The 14,348-nt window shown below is 71.2% G+C and carries 10 protein-coding genes; 3 read left to right on the top strand and 7 right to left on the bottom strand.

Annotation, left to right across the window (positions count from 1 at the left end; translation table 11 throughout):
• Window positions 1-50 precede the first annotated feature (50 nt).
• From ABT009_RS27870 to hrcA, 5 genes are all read right to left on the bottom strand, one after another.
• Window positions 51-443 carry a VOC family protein gene (locus tag ABT009_RS27870; protein WP_351300530.1) on the bottom strand — a complete coding sequence of 131 codons (393 nt, stop codon included), beginning with the start codon at window positions 441-443 and terminating at the stop codon, window positions 51-53.
• Window positions 444-516: 73 nt separating this feature from the next.
• Window positions 517-1,263: a 16S rRNA (uracil(1498)-N(3))-methyltransferase gene (locus tag ABT009_RS27865; RefSeq protein ID WP_351300527.1), complete on the bottom strand. Its 747-nt coding sequence runs from the start codon at window positions 1,261-1,263 to the stop codon at window positions 517-519.
• Entirely contained in the window at window positions 1,260-2,333 is a 1,074-nt protein-coding gene (locus ABT009_RS27860; RefSeq protein WP_351300524.1) for a nitronate monooxygenase, read from the bottom strand. The genes ABT009_RS27865 and ABT009_RS27860 overlap by 4 nt, the downstream gene beginning before the upstream one ends.
• 143 nt (window positions 2,334-2,476) lie before the next feature.
• On the bottom strand, window positions 2,477-3,613 hold the full coding sequence (gene dnaJ, locus ABT009_RS27855) for a molecular chaperone DnaJ (RefSeq protein WP_351300521.1): 1,137 nt from the start codon (window positions 3,611-3,613) through the stop codon (window positions 2,477-2,479).
• Window positions 3,614-4,630: a heat-inducible transcriptional repressor HrcA gene (hrcA, locus tag ABT009_RS27850; RefSeq protein ID WP_351300518.1), complete on the bottom strand. Its 1,017-nt coding sequence runs from the start codon at window positions 4,628-4,630 to the stop codon at window positions 3,614-3,616. It lies immediately after the preceding gene.
• A 270-nt stretch (window positions 4,631-4,900) separates the two neighbouring features.
• On the opposite strand from hrcA, the gene ABT009_RS27845 reads away from it, so the two are divergent.
• Both ABT009_RS27845 and ABT009_RS27840 read left to right on the top strand, forming a co-directional pair.
• Complete coding sequence (locus ABT009_RS27845) at window positions 4,901-5,638, top strand: MBL fold metallo-hydrolase (protein ID WP_351300784.1); 738 nt, start codon at window positions 4,901-4,903, stop codon at window positions 5,636-5,638.
• A 34-nt stretch (window positions 5,639-5,672) separates the two neighbouring features.
• A complete protein-coding gene (locus ABT009_RS27840; RefSeq protein WP_351300515.1) occupies window positions 5,673-6,470 on the top strand; it encodes a DUF3097 domain-containing protein in 798 nt (265 codons plus the stop codon).
• Between the two features lie 72 nt (window positions 6,471-6,542).
• On the opposite strand, the gene hemW is transcribed toward ABT009_RS27840, so the two are convergent.
• Both hemW and ABT009_RS27830 read right to left on the bottom strand, forming a co-directional pair.
• Window positions 6,543-7,775: a radical SAM family heme chaperone HemW gene (hemW, locus tag ABT009_RS27835; protein WP_351300512.1), complete on the bottom strand. Its 1,233-nt coding sequence runs from the start codon at window positions 7,773-7,775 to the stop codon at window positions 6,543-6,545.
• 102 nt (window positions 7,776-7,877) lie between these two features.
• Complete coding sequence (locus ABT009_RS27830) at window positions 7,878-10,079, bottom strand: SpoIIE family protein phosphatase (RefSeq protein ID WP_502989973.1); 2,202 nt, start codon at window positions 10,077-10,079, stop codon at window positions 7,878-7,880.
• A gap of 161 nt (window positions 10,080-10,240) precedes the next feature.
• On the opposite strand from ABT009_RS27830, the gene ABT009_RS27825 reads away from it, so the two are divergent.
• Window positions 10,241-14,326 carry a HAMP domain-containing protein gene (locus ABT009_RS27825; RefSeq protein WP_351300510.1) on the top strand — a complete coding sequence of 1,362 codons (4,086 nt, stop codon included), beginning with the start codon at window positions 10,241-10,243 and terminating at the stop codon, window positions 14,324-14,326.
• The last annotated feature ends 22 nt before the right edge of the window (window positions 14,327-14,348 follow it).

Here is a 14,348-nt window from a genome sequence, read left to right as displayed (position 1 = left end):
CGGGCCGCGGACCTGCGCGGTCACCTGCCCTGTCGTGCCGCCCGGGGCCCTCAGCCGCGCATCAGCAGCCACTCCTGAAGCTCCACCAGATTGCCCTCGGGGTCCTTGAGATGGGCGACGCGCATACGGTCCGTCATGGCGGCAGGGCCGTGCTCGAGGATCGCTCCACGGCCCACGAGTTCCGCGCAGTACGCGTCGAGGTTGTCGACGCGCAGCACCACCAGGGAGCGGTGCCCGTTCACGGAGTCGGCGAGTTCCCCGAGCACCTCGGCCATCATGGCGCGGTCCTGCAACGCGATGCCCGCCGAGCCGACGGCCGGGCTGAACTTCTCGTACGGGCCGTGCTCCGCGCCCGACTGCGGCTTCAGCCCGAGCACGTCGGCGTAGAAGCGGTAGCAGGCCTGGAAGTCAGAGACGAGCAGCCTCACCTGGGCGAGTTCCAACGGGGCCTCCTTCGTGGCGCACATCCGGGGCCGCCCTGCGGTGACCGGTGAGGTCGCCGGGATCGGCCAGGCGTCAGGACCAGCGGCCGGTGCGGCCGAGCAGCAGCGCGACCGCCGCCGTCCCCGCGGTCGACGTACGCAGCACGGTACGCCCCAGCCGGTACGTCCTGGCGCCTGCCGCCGCGAAGACCTGGAGCTCTTCGGGTGAGACTCCCCCTTCGGGCCCTACGACGAGCACGATCTCGCCGCTCGCGGGGAGTTCGACGGTGGCCAGCGGCTCGCTGTCGTAGTCCCGTTCCTCGTGCAGGACGGCCGCGAGGTCGGCCTCGGCCAGAAGCGCGGCGACCTGTTTGGTCGTCATGGCGTCCACGACCTCGGGGAAGCGCACCCGGCGCGACTGCTTGCCCGCCTCGCGCGCCGTCGCCCGCCACTTGCCGAGCGCTTTGACGCCCCGCTCGCCCTTCCACTGCGTGATGCAGCGCGACGCCGACCACGGCACGATCACGTCGACGCCGGTCTCGGTCATGGTCTCCACGGCGAGCTCGCCCCGGTCGCCCTTGGGGAGGGCCTGCACGACGGTGATCCTGGGCGTGGGCGGCGGCTCCTCCTCGACGGCCGTCAGGTCCGTCACGACGAGCCGGTCCTTGCCCTCGGCCGCCTTGACGACGCCTTCCGTCCAGCGGCCGCGCCCGTCGGTGAGCACGACGTCCTCGCCCGGCCGCAGCCGCTTCACCGATACGGCGTGTCGCCCCTCGGGCCCGTCCAGCACGTACTCGGGGCCGCCCGGGACCTCGTCCACCACGAACACCGGCGCGGTCATGAGCCGGCCTCCGCCGACAACGCCGCCTTCGCCGCGTCCAGTTCCGCGGCCAGCACCTCGACGAGCTGCCCGGCCGGGAGCTCCCGCGCCAGCCGGTGCCCCTGCCCGGCCCACAGCGCCATGCCCTGCGGGTCACCGGCCGCCGCGGCGGCCTTGCGCAGACCGGAGGTGAGGTGGTGGATCTGGGGGTACGCGGCCGGGGCGTACGGGCCGTGCTCGCGCATGAAGCGGTTGACGAGACCGCGAGCCGGGCGCCCGGAGAAGGCGCGCGTCAGTTCGGTGCGGACGAAGAGGGGGTTGGTCAGCGCGTCCTTGTGCAGGGCGTTGGCGCCCGACTCGGGCGTGACCAGGAACGCCGTGCCCAGCTGCGCCGCCTGGGCGCCGGCCGCGAGCGCCCCGGCGATCTGCGCGCCGCGCATCATTCCGCCGGCCGCCACGATCGGCAGCCGCACGCTCTCGCGCACCTGCGTGATCAACGACAGCAGGCCGATGCCCGCGGCGTCGTTCTCCGGGTTGTCGCGATGGGTGCCCTGGTGGCCGCCTGCCTCGACGCCCTGTACGAGCACGGCGTCGGCGCCGGCCCGCTGCACGACCTGGGCCTCCTCGACCGTGGTGGCGGTGACCATGGTCAGCGTGCCCGCGCGCGAGAACGACTCGAGCACCTCGGGGGTCGGGCAGCCGAAGTGGAAGGAGACGAGCGGGACCGGGTCGTCGAGGAGGATCGCCAGCTTGGCGTCGTAGCCGTCGTCGCGGCCGCTGTCGGGGTCACCGAGCTCGGTCCCGTACCAGGCGGCCTCACCGGCGAGCTGATTGCGGTAGACGTCGACGGCCGCCGGGTCCGCGTAGTCGGGCTGCGGCATGAAGAGGTTGACGCCGAACGGCCGGCCCGTCAGCGAGCGAAGCTGTTTGATCTCCTGGTACATCCCGTCGGCGGTCTTGTACCCGGCCGCGAGGAAACCGAGCCCGCCGGCCTCCGAGACGGCCGCGGCAAGCTGCGGCCGCGACACACCACCCGCCATGGGGGCCTGCACGATCGGAACAGGAAAGAGATCGCTCAGTGCGCTGAACATGACCGCATGTTGTCACGTCCCACAAACAAGACCGAATCGACCCTTCCGCATAGCGCTGACAGTCGCTGGTAGCGCTGTGGGCTGTGCCTATCCGTTCCGCCGGGGCAGAACGGATAGGCACAGCCCACAACGCACAGCAGCCGTCACCGCCCGTTGAACGCGTCCTTGAGCCGAGAGAAAAGCCCCTGCTGCCCCGGCTGGAACTGCCCCGTGGGCCGCTCCTCCCCCCGCAGCTGCGCCAGCTCCCGCAGCAACCGCTCCTGCTCGGGATCAAGCTTCGTAGGCGTCATCACCTCGACATGCACGACAAGATCGCCACGCCCGCCGCCCCGCAGATGCGTGATACCGCGCCCGTGCAGCGGAATCGACTGCCCGGACTGCGTACCGGGCCGGATGTCGACCTCCTCCAGCCCGTCCAGCGTCTCCAGCGGCACCTTCGTGCCGAGGGCCGCGGCCGTCATCGGAATGGTGACCGTGCAGTGCAGATCGTCGCCGCGCCGCTGGAACACCGGATGCGGCAGCTCGTGGATCTCCACGTACAGATCACCGGCCGGCCCGCCGCCGGGCCCGACCTCGCCCTCACCTGCGAGCTGGATCCGCGTGCCGTTGTCGACACCGGCGGGGATCTTCACGGTCAGCGTCCGCCGCGAGCGCACACGCCCGTCGCCCGCGCACTCCGGGCACGGCGTGGGCACGACCGTGCCGAAGCCCTGGCACTGCGGGCACGGCCGCGAGGTCATGACCTGGCCGAGGAAGGACCGCGTGACCTGCGACACCTCACCGCGGCCGCGGCACATGTCACACGTCTGCGCCGAGGTGCCAGGGGCGGCACCCTCGCCGTTGCAGGTGTTGCACACCACGGCCGTGTCGACCTGGATGTCCTTGGTGGTCCCGAACGCCGCCTCGTCCAGCTCGATCTCGAGCCGGATCATCGCGTCCTGACCGCGCCGCGTACGCGACCGCGGGCCCCGCTGGGACGCCGTACCGAAGAAGGCGTCCATGATGTCCGAGAAGTTGCCGAAGCCACCGGCGCCGAAGCCGCCTGCGCCCGCGCCGCCGCTCGCCGAGAGCGGGTCGCCGCCGAGGTCGTAGACCTGCTTCTTCTGCGGGTCCGACAACACCTCGTACGCGGCGTTGATCTCCTTGAAGCGCTCCTGCGTCTTCGGGTCCGGGTTGACGTCCGGGTGCAGCTCGCGGGCGAGCCTCCGGAAGGCCTTCTTGATCTCGTCCTGGGAAGCGTCGCGGCGCACGCCGAGTACGGCGTAGTAGTCCGTGGCCACTTACGACTCCGCCAGGATCTGTCCGACGTAACGTGCCACTGCGCGTACTGCTCCCATCGTTCCCGGGTAGTCCATGCGGGTCGGGCCGACCACGCCGAGCTTGGCGACTGCCTCGCCGCCCGAACCGTAGCCCACCGACACCACAGACGTGGAGTTGAGCCCCTCATGGGCGATCTCGTGACCGATTCGTACGGTCATTTGCGAATCCTTGGCCTCGCCGAGCAGCTTGAGAAGCACGACCTGCTCCTCCAGCGCCTCGAGCACCGGCCGGATGGTGAGGGGAAAGTCATGTCCGAAGCGGGTGAGATTGGCGGTGCCGCCGATCATCAGCCGCTCCTCGGTCTCCTCGACCAGGGTCTCGAGCAGCGTCGAGAGCACGGTCGAGACGGTGCCGCGGTCCTCGGTCTCGAAGGCCTCCGGCAGATCCTGCACCAGCTGCGGGACGTCGGTGAAGCGGCGGCCGACGACCCGACTGTTGAGCCGCGCCCGCAGATCGGCGAGCGAGGTCTCGCCGAAGGGTGCGGGGCAGTCGACCATGCGCTGCTCGACACGGCCGGTGTCCGTGATCAGTACGAGCATCAGCCGGGCCGGAGCCATCGACAGCAGCTCCACATGGCGCACCGTCGACCGCGTGAGCGACGGGTACTGCACCACCGCGACCTGCCGGGTCAGCTGGGCGAGCAGCCTCACCGTACGTGCCACGACGTCGTCGAGGTCGACGGCGCCGTCGAGGAAGTTCTGGATGGCCCGGCGCTCGGGCGGGGTCATCGGCTTGACGCCCGCGAGCTTGTCGACGAAGAGGCGGTACCCCTTGTCCGTGGGGATCCGCCCCGCGCTGGTGTGCGGCTGGGCGATGTACCCCTCCTCCTCCAGCACCGCCATGTCGTTGCGTACGGTCGCCGGGGAGACACCGAGACTGTGCCGCTCTGTCAGGGCCTTGGAGCCGACGGGCTCCTCGGTGCCGACATAGTCCTGGACGATGGCGCGCAGTACTTCGAGTCTGCGTTCACTGAGCATCCGCGCACACCTCCAGGTCGTGTCGTCCCTTGCCGCCTCTCGCCTGGCACTCACTGTGCCCGAGTGCCAGCCTTCCCGGGCCAAGTGTACGGCCGGTGGGTACGGCCCCGGCAAGGGCGGTCACACCGGAGCGCTGCCGATATGTGCGGTCTGGGCTGGGGTGTCGCGCCGCGACAGGCCCCGGGGACTAGCGTCGCCGGTAGGGAAGTGGCAACCGGATGGTGAAGGTCGTGTCGTGGGACTCGTGACGGACGTGGCGTGGGGAACCTGATGGACGTGGCGTGGGGAACACGGGGCTGGGAAGGGATGTCGCCCCGCGTGGGCAGGCGCCGGCTGCCGGTGTGGGACTGCACGGTGGGCCTGATCGTGGGCGAGGGGGCGGCGCTCATGGTCGACGCGGGGTCGAGCCTGCGGGAGGGTGCTCAGTTGCGCCAGGAGGCACAGCAGCTGCTCGGCCCCGGCCGGCGCGTGACGCATCTCGCACTGACCCATCCGCACTTCGACCATGTGCTGGGCGCGGCGGCGTTCGCGGGGGTCGAGGTGTACGGCCCGGTGGGGCTCGACTGGGTCTTCGCGGCGGGCCGGAAGGATCTCCTGGCCGACGCGGTACGGCACGGGCTCGACCCGGCGGACGCGGCGGAGGCCGCGGACCTCCTCGTCGCTCCGCGTCACCGGGTCAGCGGCGAATGGACCCTCGACCTGGGCGACGGCCACCAGGTGCTCCTTGCGAATGTGGGCCCCGGCCACACAGGACACGACATGGTGGTCCTGGTCCCCGCCACCTCCGCAACTCCCGAGATCGTCTTCTGCGGAGACCTGGTCGAGGAGTCGGGCGAACCACAGGCGGGCCCGGACGCGGTGCCGTCCCACTGGCCCGCCGCCCTGGACCGGCTGCTCAGTCTGGGCGGCGAGGACGCGGTGTACGTACCCGGCCATGGAGCCGCGGTGAATGCGGCGTTTGTCCGGGCGCAACGCGATCAGCTGGCGGCCCGATTCGGCGTGTCGTAGTCACGGCCCGCGCCTTCTCCCTATCGTCATCCGAATGCGCCAGTACTCCCCGGATCTGACCCCGCCCTGGAAGAAGCCGAAGCCGGCACCGGAGGTCCCTGCGGAGCCAGGACTGGTCGTCGAGGAGCCGGGGACCGGCTTCTGCGGCGCGGTGATCCGCTGCGAGGCGGGCACGGTCACGCTGGAGGACCGCTTCGGCAAGCACCGGGTGTTCCCGCTGGAGCCCCGCGGGTTCCTGCTGGAGGGCAAGGTGGTGACCCTGGTCCGGCCGTCATCGGCTCCGGTAAGGCCCACCCGTACGGCATCCGGCTCGGTGGCTGTCCCGGGCGCACGAGCGCGTGTGGCACGCGCCGGGCGCATCTACGTCGAGGGCCGCCACGACGCCGAACTGGTCGAGAAGGTGTGGGGCGACGACCTGCGCATCGAGGGCGTCGTCGTCGAGTACCTGGAGGGCGTCGACGACCTTCCGGCGGTCGTCACGGACTTCGCACCCGGCCCGGACGCCCGCCTCGGTGTCCTGGTGGACCACTTGGTCCCCGGCACGAAGGAGTCCCGCATCGCGGAGTCGGTCACGAGCGAGTACGCGCTGGTGGTCGGCCACCCGTTCATCGACATCTGGGAGGCGGTGAAGCCGTCGGCGGTAGGCATCCGCTCGTGGCCGACGGTGCCGCGGGGCCAGGACTGGAAGACGGGCGTGTGCCGGGCACTGGGCTGGCCGGAGAACACGGGCGCGGCGTGGCAGCACATCCTGTCCCGGGTCCACTCGTACAAGGACCTGGAACCGGCGTTGCTGGGCAGGGTGGAGGAGTTGATCGACTTCGTGACGTCGTAGCTACCGGGCGATCGTGCCGCTGGGGCGGCACGGGTAAGCGACCCCCACCCCCGCCCCCCAATCGGGCGCGCCTCAGTCCACCAGGTCCCGGACCACCGCGTCCGCGAGCAACCGCCCCCGCAGCGTGAGAACGGCATACCCGTCCTCGTACGGACCGCTCTCGAGAAGCCCCTCGGACAGCGCCCGCCGGGACGCGGCGAGGCCGTCCGGGCGGAGGAGGGACAACGGGCACCCCTCCCGGAGCCGCAGCTCCAGCAGGACCCGCTCGACACGCCGGTCCTCCTCGGAGAGGACCTCGCGTCCGGCCCCGGGCGACCGCCCCTCCGCCAGAGCAGCCGCATAAGCCCCGGGATGCTTGACATTCCACCACCGCACCCCGCCCACATGGCTGTGCGCCCCGGGTCCGGCGCCCCACCAGTCGGCGCCCCGCCAGTACAGCTCGTTGTGCAGGCACCGCCCGGCCTCCGAGGTGGCCCAGTTGGACACCTCGTACCAATCGAAGCCGGCCCCGGACAGCACCTCGTCCGCGATCAGATAGCGGTCCGCGTGCACGTCGTCGTCCGTCATCGGGATCTCGCCGCGGCGGATCCGCCGGGCGAGCTGGGTGCCCTCCTCGACGATCAGGGCGTACGCCGAGACGTGGTCCGGGCCGGCCCCGATGGCCGCGTCGAGGGAGGCCCGCCAGTCGTCGTCGGACTCCCCCGGCGTGCCGTAGATCAGGTCGAGGTTGACGTGGTCGAAGCCCGCCGCGCGGGCCTCGGCGACGCAGGCCTCGGGGCGTCCGGGGGTGTGCGTGCGGTCCAGGATCTTCAGGACGTGCTGCCGGGCGCTCTGCATGCCGAAGGAGATCCGGTTGAAGCCGCCCTCGCGCAGGGCCGCCAGGTACGCCGGGTCGACGGACTCCGGATTGGCCTCCGTGGTGATCTCCGCGTCGTCAGCGAGCCCGAACTCGTCGCGGATCGCTGCCAGCATGCGTACGAGATCGTCGGCGGCCAGCAGGGTCGGCGTACCGCCACCGACGAAGACAGTCCGCACCTGCCGCGGGTCGTCGCCCAGCACCTTGCGGGCGAGGCGGATCTCGTCGGTCAGGGTCGCCGCGTAGTTGTCGCGGGACGCGAGCACACCGCCGGTGCCGCGCAGCTCGGTCGCGGTGTACGTGTTGAAGTCGCAGTAGCCGCAGCGGGTGGCGCAGTACGGGACGTGCAGATAGAACCCGAGGGGGCGGTCGGCGGCGCCGGCCAGGGCGTGCGCGGGCAGCGCGCCGTCCTCGGGCACGGGCTCGCCGTCGGGGAGTGCGGAAGGCATGCGTTCCATTGTCCCGTACCGGAGGAATCGGCCGGACCGCGCCGAGTCACCGCGCCGTTCCGCCGGGCTGCCGCCGGGCCGCCGGGAGCCTGAAGGGGCAGCTCACTGCGCCTGGAGCACCAGCAGCGCCAGATCGTCCTCCGGCGGCCCGTCCGCGAACTCGTGGACCAGCCGCCGGATCCGCTCGGCCACGAGGGGCGCGCTCAGCCCCGCGCAGTCGGCGAGCGCGGCCGCGAGCCCGTCGCCGTCGTCGAACTGGCGCCTCCCGGAGCGGCGCTCCGTCACCCCGTCCGTGACGCACAGCAGCGTGTCGCCGGACCGCAGGTCGAAGCTCTCGCTGTGGTACGCCACGTCCTCGACGACCCCCAGCAGCACCTGCGGCGCGGCCGTGGGTCGTACGTCGCCGTCGGGGCGCAGCAGCAGCGGCAGCGGGTGCCCGGCGGAGGCGAGGGTGCAGCGCACTCCGTCGCCGGTGGGGACCAGCTCGCCGTAGAGGACGGAGAGGAAGCGGGGCATGGAGCCCTCGGGCGGTACGTCGGGGCCGCCCACCGCGGCGATGGCGCGCGCGGCGGCGTCCGCGGCCTCCGTGGCGTCGTCGAGCAGCATCTGGTTGAGGCGGTCGAGGACCTCGGCGGCCTGGTAGCCCTCGCGGGCCAGCAGCCGCAGCCAGGGCCTGGCAAGACCGATGACGACGGCGGCCTCGGGCCCCTTGCCCTGGACGTCGCCGAGCGCGAAGCACCAGCGTCCGTCTCCGGCGGGGAACACGTCGTAGAAGTCGCCGCCCGGGCCGCCCTTGTCGCGCGGCTCGTAGACGAGGGCGGACTCGACGCCGGGGATCTTCGCGACCGCCGTGGGCAGCAGGCCGCGCTGCAGGACGCGGCTGATGGTGGCCTGGCGGGCGTACTGCCGGGCCGCGCCGATGGCGAGCGCGACGCGGCGGCAGAAGTCCTCGACGAGCCCGGTGATCTCGTCGGGGAAGCGGGCGAGACCGGACCTGCCGATGACCAGGGTGCCGAGCGGCCGCCCACCAGCGATGAGCCGGTACGCGAGAGCCGCCCCGGGCGCCTCCGACGCGTCCTCCGGCAGGCCGGCGGATGCGCCGTCCGATGCGCCGGATGACGCCTCCGCGCCGGGCCAGGGCACCGGAACCGCTCCCGAGCGCAGCGTGTCGGGCAGCATCGGCGGTTCCTTCTCCAGGAGGCGGCGGAGCTCCTCGATGCGGTTCTCGCTGACGTGCCAGACGCGGGCGAGCCGAGGCCAGCCGGACGGTCCCGTCCCGGCGCCGGCGTGCCCGTCGCCCCCGCGCCGGCCGCCCGTTCCGGCGTCCGTGCCCCAGCCCGCCCTGCCGTCCTCGTCGTTCAGCCACACGGCGCACCAGTCGGCGAGCCGCGGCACCAGGAGCTGTCCGGCGAGGGCCGCGACGAGGTCCTCGTCGAGCTGCCCGGCCAGCAGATCGGACGCCTCGGCGAGGAACGACAGGGCACCTCGGTTGACCCAGTCCTGATCAGCGGAGGTGCGCCCGGGCGACGGGAAGGGATCGCCGACCGCGCTTGACCCGCGCTGCACGGCGCTCTGCCCTGCGTACTCCTCGGTCTCCGGCACGGCGGGCATGCCGGCGATCGGCAGCCGCGCCCAGACGGTCTTGGTGCCGGTGCGGTAGGTGACGCCCCAGGACGTGGAGAGCGCGGAGACCAGATGCAGACCGCGCCCGAACTCGGGGGTCCCCTGCGCCACGGCGAGCCCGTCGCCGCGCACCTCGCGCGCGGGGTGCTGGTCGGAGACCTCGATGACGAGAGATCCGGAGGCGGCCTCTGCCGTGTACGCACTCGGCTCGGTGGCCGCCGTGTCGTCCGACGCGTACTCGGCAGTTTCCGTGTCCTGACCGTTCGGAGGGTACGCGGCGGGCTCCGCGACCCGGGCACCCGAGTCATACGCGGCGGCTTCGAGCGGCTCGTCGGGTTCGAGCCGGCACAGCAGCTCCACGTCGGTGCCCGCGTGCACAACGGCGTTGGTGACGAGCTCGCTCACGAGGACCATCGCATCGTCGGCGAGACGTTCGGCGACGGACGCCGCCAGAAGGGCCTGCGAGGTGGACTGATCCGTGGCCACGGCTTCGGCGGCCACGGCGTCCGCGGCCGCGACGTCGGCAGCGACCGCCGATGCCATGCCGGCGGTCCCGCAGCCGGCCGTCCCGTCGACCCCCGCCCACTCCGCCAGCACCGCCCGCACGAAGCGGCGCGCCGCGGCCGGTGCGAGCGGGTTGCCGGGCAGCGACGTACGCGCGACCGGCGGTGTTCCGGGCAGGTGCGCCGGTGACGCAGCGGCACGGAACGCAGTCTTCCGTTGCCTCGGGATGGGCCCCACGGTGCGGCTCCTGAGCAGTTCGGGGAATACGCCTCAGGCGACTCGGACAGAGTGACAGACTGGCCGCGCCCATAAGCACCGAGTTACCGAAGTGGCCGGTCATGACTGAGAACAGTGCTATGCGCGTGCTCGAAACGGGACAGATTCCGCCATCGGATCTGCGCCCTCTGCTCGCCGCCATGACGGCTCTGCGCGACGGTGACTTCCGTGTGCGGGCCCCCGAGGGAGCCGACGGAATCACGGCCGAACTGAACGCCGTCTTCAACCAGATCGCCGACCGCGAGCAGCATCTCAGCGATGAGCTGACGCGCGTGCGCCGGGAGGTCATACGGCACGGCCGGCTCGACGAGCGGCTGTCGGCGAGCCCGGGCCAGGGCCACTGGTCGACGTGTGTGACGGATGCGAACACGCTGATCGACGCCCTGGTGGCGCCCGTGGCGAACGCCACGCGCGTGCTGGACGCCGTCGCGGGCGGCGACCTGACGCAGCGGGTCGATCTGCACGACGGCAACCGCCAGTTGAGAGGCGATCTGCGCCGTCTGGGCCGCACCGTCAACAGGACGGTGGATCAGCTGTCGCTCTTCACGGGAGAGGTGACCCGGGTCGCGCGCGAGGTCGGCACCGAGGGGCGGCTGGGCGGCCGCGCGAAAGTGCAGGGTCTGTCCGGAAGTTGGCGTGATGTGACCGAAGCGGTCAACACCATGGCCTCCCGGCTGACCGCACAGGTGCGCGACATCGCGCTGGTGACCACGGCGGTGGCGCGCGGCGACCTGACACGTACGGTCACGGTCGAGGCGACCGGTGAGCTGCTGGAGCTGAAGCTCACCGTGAACACGATGGTGGACCAGCTGTCGGCGTTCGCGGCCGAGGTGACCCGCGTCGCCCGCGAGGTCGGCACGGAGGGCCAGTTGGGCGGCCGCGCGCAGGTGCGCGGCGTGTCGGGCGTATGGAAGGACCTCACCGACAACGTCAACTTCATGGCGTCCAACCTGACCTCGCAGGTCCGCAACATCGCCCAGGTCACCACCGCCGTCGCCAACGGCGACCTCAGCCAGAAGATCACCGTGGACGCGCAGGGCGAGATCCTGCAGCTCAAGTCCACGATCAACACGATGGTGGACCAGCTCTCGGCCTTCGCCGACGAGGTCACCCGCGTGGCCCGCGAGGTCGGCACGGAAGGCAACCTCGGCGGCCGTGCTCAAGTACGCGGCGTGTCGGGCGTATGGAAAGACCTCACCGACAACGTCAACTTCATGGCCGACAACCTCACGTCCCAGGTGCGGAACATCGCGCTCGTGTCGACGGCGGTGGCCCAGGGCGACCTCGGCAAGAAGATCACGGTCGAGGCGAAGGGCGAGATCCTCGAGCTGAAGTCGACGATCAACACGATGGTCGACCAGCTCTCCGCCTTCGCCGACGAGGTCACCCGCGTGGCCCGCGAGGTCGGCACCGAGGGCAACCTCGGCGGTCAGGCCCAGGTCCGCGGTGTCTCCGGCGTATGGAAAGACCTCACCGACAACGTCAACTTCATGGCGCTGAACCTGACCTCGCAGGTCCGCAACATCGCCCAGGTCACCACCGCCGTCGCCAACGGCGACCTGTCCAAGAAGATCACCGTCGACGCGCGCGGCGAGATCCTGGAGCTCAAGGACACCGTCAACACGATGGTGGAGCAGCTGCGCGCGTTCGCCGACGAGGTCACACGCGTGGCCCGCGAGGTGGGTACGGACGGACGGCTCGGCGGCCGCGCCCAGGTGCTCGGCGTCTCCGGTGTGTGGCGGGACCTCACCGACAACGTCAACTACATGGCGGACAACCTCACATCGCAGGTGCGGAACATCGCACAGGTCGCGACCGCCGTGGCCCAGGGCGACCTGTCGAAGAAGATCGACGTGGACGCGCGCGGCGAGATCCTCGAGCTGAAGACCACCATCAACACCATGGTGGACACGCTGTCGTCATTCTCCTCCGAGGTCACGCGCGTGGCCCGAGAGGTCGGCTCCGAGGGGCAGCTCGGCGGCCAGGCCCGCGTCGAGGGCGTCTACGGCACGTGGAAGCGCCTGACGACGAACGTGAACGAGCTCGCATTGAACCTCACCACCCAGGTGCGCGCCATCGCCGAGGTCGCCTCCGCCGTGGCGCAGGGCGACATGTCCCGCTCCATCACCGTGGAGACGCAGGGCGAGGTCGCCGAGCTCAAGGACAACATCAACCTGATGGTGGCCAACCTCCGCGAGACCACCCGCGCCAAGGACTGGCTGGAGTCCAACCTGGCCCGCCTCGCCGCGCTGATGCAGGGCCACCGCGACCTGATGGAGGTCGCCGACCTGATCCTGCGCGAGCTGACCCCGCTGGTGAACGCGCAGTACGGCGCGTTCTTCCTGGCCGACCCGGACGAGGACGGCGCCGCGCTGCGCACCTCCGTCCCCGCCAAGGGCCTGGCCTTCATCGCCGGTTACGGCTCGGCGCAGGGCTCCGTCGTCGACACCGGCGGCATGCCGGTCCACGGCCTCGTACGGCAGGCGGCCCGCGAGAAGAAGCGGATCCTCGTCGATGAGGCCCCGCCCGGCTACATCAAGATCAATTCGGGTCTCGGGGAGGCGGCGCCCGCCAGCGTCGTCATCATCCCGATCCTCTTCGAGGACAAGCTGCTCGGCGTGATCGAGCTGGCTTCCTTCTCGCGCTTCTCCGACGTCCACCTGGCGTTCTTCGACCAGTTCGTGAACACCATCGGCGTCGCGATCAACACCATCATCGCCAACTCCCGCACCGAGTCACTGCTCGGTGAGTCCCAGCGGCTCGCGATGCAGTTGCAGGAACGCTCGGACGAACTCCAGCGCCAGCAGGCCGAACTGCAGCGCTCCAACGCCGAGCTGGAGGAGAAGGCGGCACTGCTGGCCACGAGCTCCCAGTACAAGTCGGAGTTCCTGGCGAACATGTCGCACGAGCTGCGCACCCCGCTGAACTCGCTGCTGATCCTCGCCCGCCTGCTCTCCGACAACCCCGACGGCCATCTCTCCGACCAGGAGGTGCAGTTCGCGGCCACGATCCACCGCTCGGGCTCCGATCTGCTCCAGCTGATCAACGACATCCTGGACCTGTCGAAGATCGAGGCGGGCCGCATGGACGTCCGCCCGAAGCGGCTGCCGCTGATCAAGCTGCTCGACTACGTCCACGCGACGTTCCGCCCGGTCACCCTCGACCGCGGCCTCGCCTTCGACGTCAAGGTCGACGAGGACGTACCGCGCGAGATGTACTCCGACGAGCAGCGGCTCCAGCAGATCCTGCGCAACCTGCTGTCCAACGCCATCAAGTTCACCGCCCACGGCCGCGTCGAGCTGCGCGTGAGCCGCGTCAAGGACCCCGAGCACCGCTTCGTACGCGACCACGACGAGGTGGTCGCCTTCGCCGTCAGCGACACCGGCATCGGCATCGCGGCCGAGAAACTCCCGGTGATCTTCGAGGCGTTCCAGCAGGCCGACGGCACCACCAACCGCAAGTACGGGGGCACCGGCCTCGGCCTGTCCATCAGCCGCGAGATCGCGGGTCTCCTCGGCGGCCGCATCATCGCCGAGTCCACGCCCGGCGCCGGCTCCACCTTCACGCTGTACGTCCCGGTCGTCAGCCCCGGACACACCGCGACCGGCCCGTCGCCGGACGCGCGCACACTCGCCCTGCCCGGACAGCAGAGCACGGACCTCCAAGCCGTCCACGACCAGGACGACAACTGGCCGACGCCCACCAAGCTGGAGGAGTGGAAGTCTGGCCGTGCCGGCCGGGTGCTCGCGGGACGCCGGGTGCTGATCGTCGACGACGACATCCGCAACGTCTTCGCCCTCACCCATGTGCTGGGACGCGTGGGCATGCCGGTGCTGTACGCGGAGAACGGCCGCGAGGGCATCGAGGCCCTGGAGCGCAATCCGGACGTCGAGCTCGTCCTGATGGACATCATGATGCCGGAGATGGACGGCTACGAAACGATCTCCGCCATCCGCCGCACCCCGCGCTGGACCGGCCTGCCCATCGTCGCGCTCACCGCCAAGGCGATGCTGGGCGACCGCGAGAAGTCCATCGCCCGCGGCGCCAACGACTACGTACCCAAGCCCGTGAACGTGGACCAGCTACTGACGGTCGTCTGCACCCTCCTGGACCCGGAGGGCGCGGAGCCGTCCGCCGAGGCCGAATAGCCGAACCGTTGGCGGGCCCGGG

Origin of the sequence: Streptomyces sp. NPDC002896 (assembly GCF_040295225.1) — a bacterium.
In the GTDB taxonomy this organism is placed as follows: Bacteria; Actinomycetota; Actinomycetes; order Streptomycetales; family Streptomycetaceae; genus Streptomyces.
The sequence above is the reverse complement of the archived record's forward strand: the minus strand, read 5'-3'. Positions and strand labels throughout refer to the sequence as shown.